Source organism: Bacteroides sp. OM08-11 (assembly GCF_003438665.1).
GTDB lineage: Bacteria > Bacteroidota > Bacteroidia > Bacteroidales > Bacteroidaceae > Bacteroides > Bacteroides cutis.
This window is the reverse complement of record NZ_QSTJ01000005.1, coordinates 142531-158680: the sequence shown is the minus strand read 5'-3', so window position 1 is coordinate 158680 and position 16150 is coordinate 142531. Positions and strand designations below refer to the sequence as shown.

Here is a 16150-nt window from a genome sequence, read left to right as displayed (position 1 = left end):
TAACTAATACTTTGCAACATGGATACTCAACGCACAGATAATAATCAGATACAAGAACAGGAAATAGACCTGATTGAACTATTCTATAAATTATTGGCACATTGGAACTGGTTCTTGTTGGCTACCGTGATAGCCCTTGCCGGAGCTTATGTCTATGTACATGTCACCATACCCGTATATCAGGCATCCGCTTCTGTAATCATCAAAGATTCGGAAGGTGGTAATAAGGTGATCGATGAGTTGTTTCAAAATATCGTTTCAAACCCATTGGCTGCCTCACACACCGAGATAGAGGATGAAATGGAGATATTACGTTCGCGCTCCATCTTGTTACAAGTGATTGACGAACTGAATTTACACACCAAGTATAAGGTAAAAAACGGACTGTTCTATGATGAAACCATCGCTCCTCCTCTCCATGCAGAATTGGATAAGGCTTCTATGGATACCCTGCCCGGAACTTTATTGCTGCAAATAGAGAAAAACGGCAACCGTTATACTGTGAGCAGCGCTGTAAATGATATTTGTGTGACAGAAGATTTCACCGGCTTTCCGGCTTTTATTTCTACGCCTGCAGGGCATTGTACTCTGAGGCTACAACCGGGAAAGAGTTTCTCCGAAACCATGAAAATCATTATCAGCCGTCCTGTCGATGCCATGAATTACTATTCAAAGCATCTCACCGTTAATACCACTTCAAAGAACACCTCTATCATCAGCCTGACATTTACAGATACGGACAAAAAGCGTGCGGAAGCTTTTCTTGTCAAACTGATAGAGGTCTACAACCGGGATGCCGTGAACGACAAAAACAAAGTGACCGGAAATACCCTCCTTTTTCTGGAAGAACGGCTGGATAGCATCAGCTACGAACTGGGATTTGTAGAAAAGCATCTGGAACAATATAAAGAACGGGAACGACTGAGCGACCTTAAAACCAATATAACGCTGGACTTGAATACAAACAATGAATATGAAAAGAAACTGCTGGATGTGGAAACACAGCTAAACATGACTGTCTATATATACAACTACTTACAGGATGAAAAACATTTGTTTTCGTTGTTACCCGTAAATACCGGCATTTCTGATATGGAGCTTATGCGCCTAATCAACGATTACAATAAAGAATTACTGGAACGTGAACGATTATTGAATACGATGAAAGCGGATAACCCTACGGTAGTAAACCAGGATATCAAAATCAGCGCGCTAAGAAAAAATGTCATAAGTTCCGTTGCCGGAGTTAAGGATGGACTCAATATTGCCCGAAATGACATTTTGCGCAAGACGAACTATTTCAATACCCGCATCGGCAACATGCCGAAGCAGGAAAGGGAATTTAAGAACATAGACCGCCAGCAGCAAATAAAAGCCAACCTTTACTTGATGTTACTGGAGAAACGGGAACAGGCGGCTATTTCCCTGGCTGCCACCATGAGCAAGGCAAGAGTGATTGACGAACCTCTTTCAGGAGATACGCCGGTTGCTCCGCGCAACATGATAATATATGCCGGCAGTATATTTCTGACTTGGGTGGTAACTGCCGGAATTATCTTGTTTGGCGGGATATTCCGTACCCGGATTTCTTCAATGGCTGAGGTGGAGAGTACACAGCTTCCCGTAATGGGGGTGATACCTTATATGGAAGGTAAAGACAACTGTGTGAAAGACGGGCAAAACGGCATCCTGGAAGAGACATTCCGGCGTTTGCGCAGCAACTTGCGTTTTCTTACAGAAGAAGACGGTAAGAAGTGTATCTTGATGACTTCCACTGTCAGTGGAGAGGGTAAAAGCTTTATCAGCATCAATCTGGCACTCACTTTTGCTTTTCTGGGGTGTCGGGTACTCATTGTCGGACTGGATATCCGCCGCCCCAGACTGGCAGAATATTTCGGAATTAAGAGCCGGTTGGGAATGACCGGCTATCTTTCGGGTAATGATGTAAACCCGGAAGATATCATTTTCCCATCGGGTATGCACCCACTGTTGTTTGTGGCGCCTGCGGGAATCATTCCTCCCAATCCGGCAGAACTGCTGGAAAGACCGAAGTTAAAGGAAGCCTTTACCTATTTTCGCCAGCACTACGATTATATAATTGTGGACTCCGCTCCCGTAGGGTTAGTGAGCGATACCTTTTGCCTGGGTAAAGTGACGGATATCACCCTGTATGTATGCCGCATGAATTATACGTATAAGAATGCTTTGCCGGAAATCATAAAAATGCAACGTCAGGAACAGTTAAGCCGGATTTCACTGGTAGTAAACGGAGGTGAACTGACAAAAAAGAAATACGGATATGGTGGAAAACATGGATATGGCTACGGATACGGTTATGGAAATACTGATAAAAACCACAAAAAATAGTCAGGGATATTTCTTCAAAACCACCACTTTTTCTTTTTTGTAACCATATTTTCTCCGGAATAAACATCGCGGAATGTCTTATGTTCCTTTATCATACGGTAGATTATCCCCCAATCGGGAAGACCGCCCAAATTACGGTCGTCAATGAAAATATCCGCTTTCAACTTGCGCGAAAAGCCCTTGTCTTGCAGCTTCTCTTCGGGATAATCACGATTGACCGCGTAAAACTCCAGCCCCCTTTCCTTGCACCATGCCACGGCTTCCTCCAGAAGTTTACCCTCGCGCACACTCCATAAGATGAGCCGGTGCTGCTCTTGTCGCAACATTTTTAGAGTATCTATTGCAAAAGGTATTTCCTTACCAATGCGCGGATAATCGTGCTCTACGATGGTTCCGTCAAAATCTACCGCTATTGTCATATTTTTGTTATGAAAGATTATTAAACAAAGATACAATTTTTCCGGCGATTACATATAAAGGGGTTGCATATAATACCCTAAAAATGTATTTTTGCAATCATTTTTCAATCAAACCATATAAAAAACAACGTAAAGGATGACCCAATCACCCCAAACTACGTCCAAAGGTTTTAGTAAAGCCTTTTGGGTAAGCAACACAGTAGAACTGTTTGAACGCATGGCATATTATGCCGTCTTTATTATTCTTACCATCTATCTTTCGAGTATTTTAGGTTTCAATGATTTTGAAGCGAGTATGATTTCCGGTCTGTTCTCGGGCGGACTTTATCTGTTACCCATATTTACAGGAGCGTATGCCGACAAGATAGGTTTCAGGAAATCTATGATTATTGCCTTTTCCTTACTTTCAATCGGATATCTGGGCTTAGGACTGTTGCCCACTCTGCTGGAAGCGGCGGGACTGGTAGAATATGGTGAAACAACCCGTTTTTCCGGACTACCGGACAGTAACGACCGCTGGATGATTGTCCCCGTATTATTTATAATTATGATAGGCGGTTCATTTATAAAGTCCATCATTTCGGCCTCCGTAGCCAAAGAAACAACCGAGGCTACCCGTGCCCGTGGCTATTCCATCTTTTATATGATGGTGAACTTCGGTGCATTCACCGGTAAAACCGTCGTAGACCCATTACGCAATGCCATCGGAGATCAAGCCTATATCTATATCAATTACTTCTCGGGCACGATGACCATATTGGCGCTGCTCTCCGTTATCCTTTTATATAAGTCGGCACATACGGCAGGCGAAGGAAAGAGCATGCGTGAAATCGGTAAAGGTTTTCTGCGTATTATCACCAACTGGCGTTTATTAATTCTGATCCTGATTGTAACAGGTTTCTGGATGGTTCAGCAACAGTTGTATGCCACTATGCCCAAGTACGTAATCCGTATGGCGGGCGAAACGGCAAAACCGGGATGGATAGCCAATGTCAATCCATTTGTGGTTGTTTGCTGTGTCAGTTTCATCACTCGGTGGATGGCAAAGCGCACCGCCATTACTTCTATGAACGTAGGTATGTTCCTCATTCCGGTGTCAGCCTTGCTGATGGCATGCGGCAACCTGCTGGGTAATGATGTAATTACCGGAATGAGTAATATCACTTTAATGATGATTCTCGGAATTGTTGTACAAGCTCTAGCAGAGTGTTTCATTTCGCCCCGTTATCTGGAATACTTCTCTTTCCAAGCTCCCAAAGGAGAAGAAGGTATGTATTTAGGGTTCAGTCATCTACATTCATTCTTATCCTCAATCTTCGGATTTGGTATAGCCGGGGTTTTATTAACCAAATACTGCCCCGATCCCGCCTTGTTCCCAACCCGGGAAGCCTGGGAAACTGCCAGTGCCAATGCACATTACATCTGGTATTACTTTGCGGGTATTGGATTAATAGCGGCAATAGCTCTGCTGATTTTCGCTAAAACCACCGAATTCATCGACAAAAAGAAGAAAGCATAGTTACTTATATTGTATATTTTACGTATATTTGCCGTCACTTTTTCTAAAAGTGACGGCTTTTAATTTAGGAGATTAGAATGAAAATAAGATTTATAAGCCTTGCAAGTGGCAGTAGTGGCAACTGTTATTATATAGGCACTGAAAAATACGGAATACTTATAGATGCAGGCATTGCAGTACGTACTATTAAAAAAGGATTGAAAGAGGTAGGTATTGGAATAGAAACTATACGCGCAGTATTTGTCACTCACGATCACGCCGATCATATTAAAGCAGTAGGTGGATTAGGTGAAAAATTGAATATACCTATTTACACAACAGCACGTATTCATGAAGGTATCAATAGAAGTTATTGTATGACGGAGAAGTTATATTCATCTGTTCGTTATCTGGAAAAACAGCAGCCTATGCAGTTGGAGGATTTTTGTATAGAATCTTTTGAAGTTCCCCATGATGGTACAGATAATGTAGGTTACTGTATTGAAATAGATGGAAAAGTATTTTCTTTCCTCACTGACCTTGGAGAAATTACCCCCACCGCAGCTGAATATATCCTCAAAGCAAATTATCTGATATTAGAAGCTAATTATGACGAAGAAATGTTACGTATGGGCACTTACCCGCAGTACCTGAAAGAACGTATTACCAGTCGTACCGGACACATGAGCAATATTGCTACTGCTGAATTTCTTGCTGAAAATATCACGGAACATTTACAATATATTTGGCTTTGCCATCTAAGTAAGGACAACAATCATCCAGAATTGGCTTACAAAACCGTAGAATGGAAATTAAGAGAAAAAGGCATAATCGTAGGGAAGGATGTTCATTTATGTGCTTTGAAACGTACCACACCATCTGAATTATATATATTTGACTAAAAACGTCGATTTCATCGAAAAAATACGTTGTTTTGTTTGGTTGGATAAAATTAAAGGGGTACTTTTGCACCCGCAAATAAAAAAAATAGGAATGCACTCTTAGCTCAGTTGGTAGAGCAACTGACTCTTAATCAGTGGGTCCAGGGTTCGAGTCCCTGAGGGTGTACAAAAGGGACAATGTTTTTTGCTCCCTATTTTTTTATTTCTCTATATTTTATCATATCAATGAGACTACAAAATGGTAGAAATGGGCTATATCTTATTCTATATCTACTCCTTTCATCTGTAACATTTCAAAGTCTTCCTCCCGCATCCCAATATCATTCAATGATCGAGCCTCATTATGATCATTCAAATAAACTCTCGGTCTTTCTGTAAATAAAATATTAGTAACGGAAAGAGAGTCATTACGATAAGGAGTTTCTATCCCACCCAATTCCAACATAGTCTGAAAAAAAGAGATACTTGAAGAAATGTTCTTCTGTACATTTAACTGGATGGCCTGCTGGAGTTCCGGATAAGACTTCCGATAGCTGTCGGACATCCATATCAAAAAAGGAACGTGTATCTGATAATAGGATGGCACAGGCGACGCATGCAGAAAAAGATGACGATTGTCATCAAATATATCCTCTCCATGATCAGAAGTGTAAAGCATAGCAGCGTCTATATCCTGTTCCTGTAATAGATATATGAGACGGGCTAGAAAATTATCTGTATAACGAATGGAATTATCGTATGCATTTATCAGATTATCTTTAAATTTCACTTCTGCATCTACAGGAAAATCAGGTAAAAAGAAAGCACTATCCGACGGATAACGTTCACGATAATTAAAATGGGAACCATAAGTATGCAATACAATAAATTGCTTAGAAGTACCTGTACCTTTCGCCAATTCTACAGATACAAGTTTCAACAATTCATCATCGGATGGATTGTAGCTGGAATTAGGAATATCTTCTTTAATAAAGTCATAAGTATCAGCCTCTTTACCAAAAAAATCGATAAAAGAATGATTATAACGCTGATTAGATAAAAAAGCAGTCTGAAACCCCGCCTCTTTGAATGCAGTTATTATACTTTTTTGATGATAGATGGAGTCAAAAGTACAAGCACTTACAGCAGAAAGTAACATCGGAACACTTTTATGCGTTGTATTGGACTCCGTCAGTACATGATTAAACGCAGTCAGTCCAAAAACTTTAGAGAGTTTCGGATTAGTATCACGGTTATAACCATATATCCCCCAGTTATTTGCACGAGAAGTCTCTCCTACTACCATTACATAAACTTCTTTTTTTCTCATCGGATGAATAGAGCTTGCATGAAAAGTGAAATCTTTCGATGAGTCCTGATAGTTCTGTGTTAAAACAGTCCTCTGAAAAGCCAACTCAATGTTATAACATACATTGGCAGGATATAATTCTGATTTTAATTCATAACGGTTATCCATTAGGTAAGTGGCACATAACGACAATAATCCTATTCCTAATCCCACCCAGGCATGTTTCCGTTCTCTACATAAAAAATTCTCAGATAATTTCTTTTTCTTCACAATAGATACCATCGCCAAAATTAAAGCGGGAATATAAAGAATAGCGACAATTATGATAGCCGGAATCAAATTATCCAACAATTCCAAAGCTTCACTTGAGTTTGTCGTCACCAAGTTCAGAAACATATCGACTGCAATAATAGATTGCCCGAAAAGATATAACAATACAATCTGGAAAGCTCCCAAAAAGATAAACGGGAATAATACCCAAAATGTTCTGCTGCAATTCCTTGACCAAGTCATTACGAAATAATAAACTGATAATGGTAACAGCACATTACATATCTTTGCAACCAATGATATCTGTTCTGTAAAACAAAGTACTATATTAGGTACTATCAAAATTCCCAAGAACAAATAAAACAAGTGTTCTTGGTTATCAAACCATTTCTTTATTTCCTTAAAAAGCTTCATTGATATTAAATATAAAACCAGTCTGACGTTTTCCAAATCCTAAATCTAAACGTACATTTACTCTTTTCTTAAATTCCCAACGATAACCGAAGCCATAGTTCGGGAGAATATGTTTTAACTTGAATTCCAATATTTCCGGAAATATGGTTCCTGCTCCCACCCATACCACCACTCCGTTTCGTTTCCATACATGTTGACGAAGTTCCACTTGGGCATCCATAGCACACTTATCACGATAACGTCCCTCATAATAGCCACGCATGGAGTACGAACTTCCCAAAGTAGCCATTAACCCCCAAGGAGGGTCACCATAATTTAATAAGGTATGAAACTGCCCTGCTAATATTCCACCATTCCAAATAGAATGATAATAATTTGTAGTTAATTCCGTGCTACTGAATGCATACTTATTTCCAAGGAAATTAGGACTAAAACGCTGATCTATTCTTAAATAATAACCTTTATAAGCATTCGTCAGAAAGTCACGCGAATCGTATAGCAATGAAAAGCCCAAACTAAAACTAATTGTTCGTGAATTCATTCCTTCCCAGAGTTCTGGTTTCTCAAAATCATATCCTTTCACATAATCGAACTCTACCATAGGACCTATATAGAAATTCTTTACCATTTTAAACATAAAATCCACCTTAAACTGAGCCTGAAAACGATCGTATTTACTTTCATTCGTATTGTCCACACCATTGGCATACCCTATGCCCCAATATAGACTTGGGAACGAATAGAAATATAGATTATAATTCAAGCGGTATTTATCTTTCGGAAAAAGATGATTACCTCGAACTCCCAACAGATAAAAACCGACAGTTGATATATCACCATACAATGATACATTAGAAGGAGGCAAAATTGTATCTCTCCGCTCAGTCCGATAAAGTCCGGCCGCCACCAATCCAAGTCCTAACTTTGTATCACTAGAATAATGAGGTCCCCCAATAATACTGAAATCAAACTTCTTGTTCTTATCTCCTTTATTAGCATCATTAAAGTAATCGAGGATTTTCTTGAAGATTTTTTTCTTTGCAGGAAGTAAATCCTGAGCAGAAACAGACAAACTATCTACCGAAGTATACGTTTCTGCTAAAAGAGTTTGTGCATTAACAGATGATTCTGTTATCACCAACAATATCGAAAATATCAATCTCGCTAATTTTGTGCTCATTAGATAGAAAACTTCAGTGACAAAGTTAGTTTTTATTATTTTGATTACAACAATGTTACGTCTCTTTTTGTTTTCGTTTCTTCTGTTTTAATGTTTTAAAATTCCCTTTATAAATGAATAATTTATTTGATTTACAAAACTACATATTTATATATTATACAATCTTGCAATAGAACATTCTTTCGTTTTCAGTGTTTCTTTAATATGAACAATGAACGACTTGAATATGAAAACAGCAATGGATATCCCAGATAAAGAAGGACGAAAACGATTAGTAATCGTCGGTGGCGGTTTTGGGGGACTAAAACTTGCTAGAAAATTAAAAAGTAATAAGTTTCAAATAGTTTTATTAGATAAGAACAATCACCATATCTTCCAGCCTTTACTTTATCAAGTAGCTACAGCAGGTATCGAACCGAGTGCTATTTCCTTTCCCTTTCGAAAAATCTTTAAAAGACGAAAACATTTTCATCTACGGATTTGCGTAGCAGAACGCATTATCCCCCAAAATTCCCTATTGGAAACATCTATCGGTACATTAGCCTACGATTATCTGGTAATTGCTACTGGATGTGACACCAATTATTTTGGTAACAATGATATGGCTAAACGAACTATGGCTTTAAAAAATACTTCGGAAGCTTTGTTTAATCGTAACCAAATATTAGAGAGTTTTGAACATGCTCAAAATACTAGCGATAAAGAAGAACGTAAACGACTCATGACATTTGCGATTGTAGGTGGCGGAGCCACAGGTATCGAACTAGCAGGTGCTTTGGCAGAAATGAAGAAATTTGTGTTACCACAAGACTATCCCGATTTGAATATCAACGAAATGCGTATTATTCTGATAGATGGTGCTTCCCGACTTCTATCTGCTTTTTCAGAAAGATCCTCAGAAGACGTAACTGATTATTTGAAAAAACGGGATGTTGAAATCAAGCTTGATGTACGCGTCAACAGTTACGAAAACAACCTATTGATGTTAGGTGACAACACTTCTATAGAAACTAAGAATGTCTTTTGGGTAGCTGGCGTAAAAGCCAATAGTCTCCAAGGACTACCTTCTGAAGTTTACGATCTAGGAAACAGATTAAAAGTCAATAGTTTCAATCAGTTAAATGATTATCCTAACATTTTTGCTATTGGAGATACAGCCCTTATGACCTCTACTGAATATCCTAAAGGGTATCCGCAAGTGGTACAACCCGCTATTCAGCAAGCCAAAAATCTAATATATAATTTACATCGTATAGTAGACGGGTTACCTTTACGGACATTCGAGTATCATAATAAAGGTTCTATGGCAACCATCGGACGTAATCATGCAGTAGTAGAGCTTAAGAAACTACGTTTCGGCGGTTTTATAGCATGGATAATATGGTTATTTATTCACCTGATGAGCATCGTGGGTGTGAAAAACCGTCTATTTATCTTCACAGACTGGATGTGGAGTTATTTCACATACGACCCATCCCTACGTATTATCATCAAACCACTGAAACGGGAATAAACATTTACTCATAAAAATTTGTTATAATACTATATCAACTTAAAAACAAATGAATATGTTTTATCGATTTTTATTTCCTACCAGACCGAATGAAACTTATATATCATTAATCTTATTAATAGTCAGAATTATATTTGGTGTACTACTGATGAACCATGGTATTGAGAAGTGGTCAAACTATCAAGAACTGTCCACTGTATTTCCCGATCCACTGGGTATAGGCGGTCCCCTGTCTTTGGGATTAGCTATTTTTGGAGAAATGGCTTGTTCTATGGCATTTATAATAGGATTCTTATATAGATTAGCAATGCTTCCCATGATATTTACAATGTGTATAGCATTTTTTGTCATTCATGGTAATGATCCATTTGTGGTGAAAGAGCTTGCCTTCATATATTTAGTAACATTTGTCCTTATGTACATAATAGGGCCAGGTAAATTTGCCGTAGATCATTGGATTGCTAAATCTGTGTTAGCAAAAAGAGAGAAATAAACTACTTTTATTTTACAAATAGTACATTTTGTACTTTCTTTGTGAGGCATTTTAAGAAATATATATATATTTGCAAATGTTTAAAACTACTAATGAGATATTAATCTCAATAAACACAGTAAAATAAAGAAAGTGATTATGAAAAAGTTCAATTTGAAAATGGCTGCAACTGTAATGGTTTGTGGAGCTTTTCTTTTCAGTTCTTGTATTGGTTCTTTCGGATTGCATAGCAAACTGGTAAATTGGAACCAGGGTATTGGTAATAAGTTCGTTAACGAACTTGTGTATCTTGCGTTCAACATCATTCCGGTATATGGTGTATGTTATTTGGCTGATGCTTTGGTCATCAACTCTATTGAATTCTGGAGTGGAAGTAATCCTATGGCAAGTGTAGGTGATGTGAAAAAAGTGAAAGGCGAGAACGGTAACTACTTGGTAGAAACTCTCGAAAATGGTTATTCCATTACTAAAGAAGGTGAAACTGTCTCTATGGAATTAATCTATGATAAGAACTTGAATACTTGGAATGTCGTTACTGATGGTATAAGTACTGAGTTGCTGCAAATGAACAATAATGGTACTGCACAAATAACTTTACCCAATGGCGAAGATTTAACTGTTACTTTGGATGCACAAGGTGTAGCTGCTGCACGTCAAGCAACAATGATTAATACTTATTATGCCGCAAGATAAATAAAAATTAGAAATTGAAGGCTACACAATGCTAATGAATTGCGTAGCCTTTATTTTTTAATCTTCATTTTTCATCAATTTCTCACTTTTTTAGAACGGATATCCCACTGCAAAATGGAAAGCAAAATCTCGACTGAATTTTGGATGAATAATGGGATAACGATCCTTTCCTGTCTCATAAACTGGATTGATGGCTTTCATACCACCGTCAAAGCGCAGAACAAAAAAATCAAGATCCAGACGTAATCCCAAACCATATGCTACAGCTATCTGCTTATAAAATTTATTAAACTTAAATTTACCACCCGGCTGATCTTTATAATCACGCAATGTCCAAATATTACCCGCATCTACAAAGACGGCACCTCTGAATTTCCAAAACAGACGCGTACGATACTCTACATTTACATCCAATTTTATGTCCCCCGATTGGTTCATGAAATTTCTATCCCCAGGAAAAGCACCCGGTCCCAAATCACGGACAGACCATCCACGTACACTGTTGGCACCACCTGAGAAATAACGCTTTTCAAACGGAACAATAGTTGCGTTACCGTAAGGAATAGCAATGCCCGCTCCTACATGAAACGCTATGGAATTACGATTATCGATAACTACATTTTTTGCAAAATCAAAATCACCTCTGAGGTATTGTGCGAATGGGATACTTAAAAGAGAATACTCTCCTTCACCGTTCTTCTTCATATTCGCCATTTTAGCAAATACATAAAGTAAATTACCCGCAGACTCAAAATTGAAACGGATGGAATAAGAATTACCGATAACTGTGTTATTCATCAATGCTTGTCCAGCACTATTATACGTAAAGCCATAACCTGTACGTACAATCAAACGATCATCATAGTTATATTTCAGAATATAGTTCTGTTCATTTTCTAAATATTTCTCACGAAACTCATTTGAAATGGAAGGCATGTACAAATAGTTTATATCCAGAATATCAATACGGTGTTGTGCACGTTGTCGTTGCAATCCCCACTTATAGCTCCAGTTCGCCGACGCTACTATACGTGAAAACTCCGGACGTATCTGATAATTGTATTGTACACCAAACTCGGTAGTAGCACGAATTTTCCTTCTAAAGTCATTAGATAAAAACGGAAATAAAAAACGTGGAAAGTTAATGGTAGCCTCTGCACCCAACTCAGTATAGTCTTCATGGTTATATCCACCTTGTATACCAGATACGGCTTCGTAAGCCCCACGCAGTTTCACCATAAAGGTTTCCGAACTCTTGAACATATTCCGATTTTGGAATGAAACAGATGCAGCGGCTCCTAGATCACCTGCAGAGTTAGTTCCTTCTAACTCAAATGATACAGATTTGTGCTTGCTTTTTGTCAACATCACATACACATTCAGTTTAGAAGTATCTCCTATTTGAGTTTCAGAAAAACGGATATTAGTATATTTCAAAGCCTGCAAACGCCCAAAATTAGAATATGTACGTTGTACATCTTGCTCATTATACAAACTGCCAGGTACAATACGAAGATTATTGGTCAATACTTTAGGACGTAGATACAATTTATCTTTGTAGTAGATAGGAAACCCTTTATAGTGCACAGAATCATTAACTTCTATACTACTCAAAGCAGAAGCTTCTAAGACATTATAGTCTGTTATAAAATTCACCTTATCAATATAGTATTGACGATGATTTTGGGGTACATCATCATTACGTTGTTTATAAGGCAATAAATGCATGGTCAGATCTACCAGATAAGTATTTTTGACTGTATCTGCCGTATAAGAAATATATTCCTTATTGAATTTATAATAACCATTACGCAGAAGATTATCGGTAATACGTTGGCGTTCTCCATCCAACAAATTTACATCAAAAAACATTCCTTCCGACAGATATGTTGCTGCAGAATCATGACACATGTATTCCTTGATTTTATCATCTTGGATATCATATCTTATAGAACGTATCTTATAAGGTTTCCCACTCGTTACTCTATAAATCAATTTTAACTTTTTCTTTTTGATATGCCGCACAGGTTCTACCGTAGCCCCCATATATCCCATGTTTTGTACGGCTTTCCTCATTTCCTCACCGGAACGATTAGTTTCTTCCTCATTATAGATTACTGGAGCATCTCCTAACTTACGCAAAGTACGGTTTATCCAACGTGTAGAGTCACTTCCCGACCAGTTGTAAACATACAACTGAGTCTTCATCAAACTGAACCATTTGGAATTAGGATTTTGACGGACATACATGGAAAGACTGGAAGGTTTAATTTCCTTATTATCTGTCTGTATACGCACTTCATCCAACAAATACGAACCCTCCGGCACGTATTTCGTGGCAGAACAAGATGCTAATAAAAGTACGACGGTTACAAATAGTACGTAGCGGAAACCTTTCTTCATATTCTGTGATTGATTGCGCATAAACTGCTACAAATATAGTCCTATTTTTTCTGTTCTCGAAATAAAAACACCGGAAGAGTGGAGAGTTTTTGATTATATAGAAATAATCGTGTACTTTTGTCAAACTATAACATTTTACTTTTATGGCACTAAGTAAGAACCGTATTAAATATATTCGTTCACTGGAATTGAAGAAAAATCGTAAAGCAGAAAAGGTATTTCTGGCAGAAGGTCCTAAATTAGTAGGTGATTTACTGGGACATTTTAATTGCCGTTTTTTGGTAGCCACAGCTGAATGGATTTCAGCTCACAGGGAATTACCAATAGAAGAAGTGAATGAGGTTTCAGAAGAAGAATTATCTCGTGTCAGCTTTTTAAAAACTCCTCAACAAGTATTGGGAGTATTTGAACAACCGGACGAGATATTTGATGTATCAGTTATTAACCATTCTCTCTGCTTGGCATTAGACGATGTGCAAGATCCCGGAAATCTCGGAACGATTATCCGTCTAGCAGACTGGTTTGGAATTGAACACATTTTCTGTTCTCTTAATACAGTAGATGTTTATAATCCTAAAACCATTCAAGCTACAATGGGAGGTATTGCACGGGTAAAATTATATTATACGTCCCTACCAGGACTGATCAGTTCATTAAAAGACACTCCCGTATATGGTACATTTCTAGATGGAGAAAACATATACTCTCAACCCCTTTCCGCACACGGTTTAATTGTGATGGGAAATGAAGGAAACGGTATTAGCAAAGAAATAAAGCGACTCATCAACCGGAAACTGTATATCCCTAATTATCCCTCAAACCGAGAAACTTCTGAGTCATTAAATGTTGCGATTGCTACAGCAGTTGTTTGCGCCGAGTTCCGAAGACAGGCTGCATCATTGTAATATCAAAATTAGAAATATAGACAGCAGATAATTTTTCTTCTGTTTGTACAAGATAAATAGCACCGGGAAGCCATTCTATATCTTCCATTTCTTCTGTCAATGGAAAAACATTCACTACATACCCATTTTCCACTTCCACCACATGTTGTTTCAAACAATCATGCTTTGGGAAAATTATAAAATGGGAAGCATATCTTTTCATTACTTACTCGTATTTTTACGTAGTTGCGGACGCAGACGCAACTCATTCCGTCGAATATTCTTTTCCTCCACGCTTTTTATTTCCAAAGGCTTCACCGACTTTTCAGCAAGTGTATCTTTTTTAGCGTTCTCTACTGCTATACTATCTTTTTTAACATTGAACAACGTATCTGTCGCATGATAACGCATCAACGAAATTTGGTCTACTAATAAAGATTGAACGGTTTTCTGCATGGGATAATAAATAAAACCACGAACCTCTTTTATCTTTCCAAATGTATCGGCAGTCAGAGTAAGGGTTTCTGTTATCGGTTCTTTTATTTTCAGTAAATCATTAATTGTATCTTTATCATAAAGGATCTGCATCGCCATCAACGGAGCAAGCACACTATCCGGTTTACCGTTATTAAAACGGAAACGAACTGTCCACTTCAAAGTATCTCTATCCTTAAAGTTAGTATCAACAGGAAGAATAAAAGCAATCTTATTATCCAAAGGCATTCCTGTCAACTCATAAACATGCTGCCATATCCACACGTCAATGCTATCACCGGGTAGTGATTCTTTGGGTTTATTATCACGTAAAGCGATTAGATGATTAATGCCATCCCTCTGACTTTTCAGCCGTTGGTTCACCTTTTCATAAACTTTGGTAAGAACATCCGGATGACGAGCATACCATACCATCGAAGTATCAAAATCAGCCTGAGTAATGCCATGTTTCTTATAAACTGACTCAATGTACAATACTCGCTTATAACTCTCACCATAAGGAATATCCTCCCCTAGTGCCTTAGCTATGTGGAAGTCATAAAGCACGTTTTCCATCTTGGCGTCCGACAAAACAGTCTTCGGTCTTTTCACCTGACAAGCTGTCAAACAGAACACCAAAAGAATTATACTACACCATTGAAATCGTTTTTTTCCTTTCATGATTTACTCACAACATGATAGGCCTCATTCAAATATTTACTGTAAAACAACAATAAAGCTATAATACCACAACTTATGGCTGCATCAGCAAAATTGAAAATAGGGCTAAAGAAAATGAAATGGTTTCCACCAACAAACGGCATCCATTGGGGCCATGTTGTGTCAATGATGGGAAAATAAAACATATCCACCACTTTTCCGTAAAACAATGGAGCATATCCACCACCTTCAGGCATAAATGTAGCCAACTGCGAGTAGGTACTTTCATTGAATAGCACACCATAGAATATACTATCGATAATATTGCCCAATGCACCTGTCAGAACAAGAGAAATACAGACTATAAAACCTGTTTTCAGACCTTTCTTTATAAACTTATACAGAAACCAGCCTATTATTGCTACCGCAACGATACGGAATAAAGTCAGGAATAATTTTCCGAATATCTCCATGCCAAAAGCCATACCGTTATTTTCGGTGAAGTAAATATAAAACCAAGTAGGAGGTTCCGCATCCACTATACCGAATTTCTCATAAATCCACTTGATAACATTTTCACTCTGATGCCAATACATCTGTGTCTTGACAACCACTTTAATTACCTGGTCGACAATCAACACCGAAAATATAACGAGTAAAGCAATCCGCCCTTTCGTAAAAAATTTCTTCAT

General features: G+C 38.0%; 14 protein-coding genes and 1 tRNA gene. 8 read left to right on the top strand and 7 right to left on the bottom strand.

Translation table 11 applies throughout. The features are described 5' to 3' along the window. The first annotated feature begins 18 nt into the window (after positions 1-18). A complete protein-coding gene (locus tag DXC10_RS10795; RefSeq protein ID WP_117737869.1) occupies positions 19-2367 on the top strand; it encodes a tyrosine-protein kinase family protein in 2349 nt (782 codons plus the stop codon). A gap of 14 nt (positions 2368-2381) precedes the next feature. On the opposite strand, the gene DXC10_RS10790 is transcribed toward DXC10_RS10795, so the two are convergent. Beyond that, a complete protein-coding gene (locus DXC10_RS10790) occupies positions 2382-2786 on the bottom strand; it encodes a BT0820 family HAD-type phosphatase (RefSeq protein ID WP_101542854.1) in 405 nt (134 codons plus the stop codon). A gap of 136 nt (positions 2787-2922) precedes the next feature. Here DXC10_RS10790 and DXC10_RS10785 point away from each other — a divergent pair, with 136 nt between their 5' ends. From DXC10_RS10785 to DXC10_RS10775, 3 genes are all read left to right on the top strand, one after another. Further along, complete coding sequence (locus DXC10_RS10785; protein WP_117737868.1) at positions 2923-4305, top strand: peptide MFS transporter; 1383 nt, start codon at positions 2923-2925, stop codon at positions 4303-4305. 77 nt (positions 4306-4382) lie between these two features. Next, a complete protein-coding gene (locus DXC10_RS10780; protein WP_101542856.1) occupies positions 4383-5186 on the top strand; it encodes an MBL fold metallo-hydrolase in 804 nt (267 codons plus the stop codon). A gap of 93 nt (positions 5187-5279) precedes the next feature. Then, positions 5280-5352, top strand: a tRNA-Lys gene (locus DXC10_RS10775). Positions 5353-5445: 93 nt separating this feature from the next. Here DXC10_RS10775 and DXC10_RS10770 read toward each other — a convergent pair. Together DXC10_RS10770 and DXC10_RS10765 are read right to left on the bottom strand one after the other, a co-directional pair. Then, the gene (locus DXC10_RS10770) at positions 5446-7158 is read right to left on the bottom strand and encodes a lipid A phosphoethanolamine transferase (protein WP_117737867.1); all 1713 of its coding nucleotides are present in this window, start codon (positions 7156-7158) and stop codon (positions 5446-5448) included. Then, the gene (locus tag DXC10_RS10765; protein ID WP_101542858.1) at positions 7145-8338 is read right to left on the bottom strand and encodes a BamA/TamA family outer membrane protein; all 1194 of its coding nucleotides are present in this window, start codon (positions 8336-8338) and stop codon (positions 7145-7147) included. Before DXC10_RS10765 ends, DXC10_RS10770 begins: the two co-directional genes overlap by 14 nt. 226 nt (positions 8339-8564) lie before the next feature. Here DXC10_RS10765 and DXC10_RS10760 point away from each other — a divergent pair, with 226 nt between their 5' ends. The 3 genes from DXC10_RS10760 (at position 8565) to DXC10_RS10750 (ending at position 11037) form a co-directional block, all read left to right on the top strand. Beyond that, positions 8565-9851, top strand: coding sequence for an NAD(P)/FAD-dependent oxidoreductase (locus DXC10_RS10760; protein ID WP_117737907.1), 1287 nt, complete (start codon positions 8565-8567; stop codon positions 9849-9851). 55 nt (positions 9852-9906) lie between these two features. Further along, positions 9907-10344, top strand: coding sequence for a DoxX family protein (locus DXC10_RS10755; protein ID WP_117737906.1), 438 nt, complete (start codon positions 9907-9909; stop codon positions 10342-10344). Between the two features lie 138 nt (positions 10345-10482). Then, on the top strand, positions 10483-11037 hold the full coding sequence (locus tag DXC10_RS10750; RefSeq protein WP_101542862.1) for a DUF3332 domain-containing protein: 555 nt from the start codon (positions 10483-10485) through the stop codon (positions 11035-11037). A gap of 90 nt (positions 11038-11127) precedes the next feature. Here DXC10_RS10750 and DXC10_RS10745 read toward each other — a convergent pair whose 3' ends face one another. Beyond that, positions 11128-13440 (bottom strand): BamA/TamA family outer membrane protein, encoded by a 2313-nt coding sequence (locus DXC10_RS10745; protein WP_101542863.1) that lies wholly within the window; start codon positions 13438-13440, stop codon positions 11128-11130. 143 nt (positions 13441-13583) lie between these two features. Here DXC10_RS10745 and DXC10_RS10740 point away from each other — a divergent pair, with 143 nt between their 5' ends. Further along, positions 13584-14345 carry an RNA methyltransferase gene (locus DXC10_RS10740; protein ID WP_101542864.1) on the top strand — a complete coding sequence of 254 codons (762 nt, stop codon included), beginning with the start codon at positions 13584-13586 and terminating at the stop codon, positions 14343-14345. Here the strand turns inward: DXC10_RS10740 and DXC10_RS10735 are convergent. Genes DXC10_RS10735 through DXC10_RS10725 form a run of 3 tightly spaced genes read right to left on the bottom strand, consistent with a single transcriptional unit; the run spans position 14296 to position 16150 of the window. Further along, complete coding sequence (locus tag DXC10_RS10735; protein WP_101542865.1) at positions 14296-14547, bottom strand: hypothetical protein; 252 nt, start codon at positions 14545-14547, stop codon at positions 14296-14298. The two genes, DXC10_RS10740 and DXC10_RS10735, sit on opposite strands and share 50 nt — an antisense overlap. Beyond that, positions 14547-15479: a DUF4296 domain-containing protein gene (locus DXC10_RS10730; protein ID WP_101542866.1), complete on the bottom strand. Its 933-nt coding sequence runs from the start codon at positions 15477-15479 to the stop codon at positions 14547-14549. Before DXC10_RS10730 ends, DXC10_RS10735 begins: the two co-directional genes overlap by 1 nt. Continuing rightward, on the bottom strand, positions 15476-16150 hold the full coding sequence (locus DXC10_RS10725) for a lipoprotein signal peptidase (RefSeq protein WP_101542867.1): 675 nt from the start codon (positions 16148-16150) through the stop codon (positions 15476-15478). Before DXC10_RS10725 ends, DXC10_RS10730 begins: the two co-directional genes overlap by 4 nt.

What these genes read in the sequence shown, in the direction of transcription:
- DXC10_RS10740 (WP_101542864.1), top strand. Translation starts at nt 13,584, where the DNA reads ATGGCACTAAGTAAGAACCGTATTAAATATATTCGTTCACTGGAATTG.
- DXC10_RS10795 (WP_117737869.1), top strand. Translation starts at nt 19, where the DNA reads ATGGATACTCAACGCACAGATAATAATCAGATACAAGAACAGGAAATA.
- DXC10_RS10785 (WP_117737868.1), top strand. Translation starts at nt 2,923, where the DNA reads ATGACCCAATCACCCCAAACTACGTCCAAAGGTTTTAGTAAAGCCTTT.
- DXC10_RS10755 (WP_117737906.1), top strand. Translation starts at nt 9,907, where the DNA reads ATGTTTTATCGATTTTTATTTCCTACCAGACCGAATGAAACTTATATA.
- DXC10_RS10765 (WP_101542858.1), bottom strand. Translation starts at nt 8,338, where the DNA reads ATGAGCACAAAATTAGCGAGATTGATATTTTCGATATTGTTGGTGATA.
- DXC10_RS10790 (WP_101542854.1), bottom strand. Translation starts at nt 2,786, where the DNA reads ATGACAATAGCGGTAGATTTTGACGGAACCATCGTAGAGCACGATTAT.
- DXC10_RS10760 (WP_117737907.1), top strand. Translation starts at nt 8,565, where the DNA reads ATGAAAACAGCAATGGATATCCCAGATAAAGAAGGACGAAAACGATTA.
- DXC10_RS10750 (WP_101542862.1), top strand. Translation starts at nt 10,483, where the DNA reads ATGAAAAAGTTCAATTTGAAAATGGCTGCAACTGTAATGGTTTGTGGA.
- DXC10_RS10745 (WP_101542863.1), bottom strand. Translation starts at nt 13,440, where the DNA reads ATGAAGAAAGGTTTCCGCTACGTACTATTTGTAACCGTCGTACTTTTA.
- DXC10_RS10730 (WP_101542866.1), bottom strand. Translation starts at nt 15,479, where the DNA reads ATGAAAGGAAAAAAACGATTTCAATGGTGTAGTATAATTCTTTTGGTG.
- DXC10_RS10780 (WP_101542856.1), top strand. Translation starts at nt 4,383, where the DNA reads ATGAAAATAAGATTTATAAGCCTTGCAAGTGGCAGTAGTGGCAACTGT.
- DXC10_RS10735 (WP_101542865.1), bottom strand. Translation starts at nt 14,547, where the DNA reads ATGAAAAGATATGCTTCCCATTTTATAATTTTCCCAAAGCATGATTGT.
- DXC10_RS10725 (WP_101542867.1), bottom strand. Translation starts at nt 16,150, where the DNA reads ATGAAGAAATTTTTTACGAAAGGGCGGATTGCTTTACTCGTTATATTT.
- DXC10_RS10770 (WP_117737867.1), bottom strand. Translation starts at nt 7,158, where the DNA reads ATGAAGCTTTTTAAGGAAATAAAGAAATGGTTTGATAACCAAGAACAC.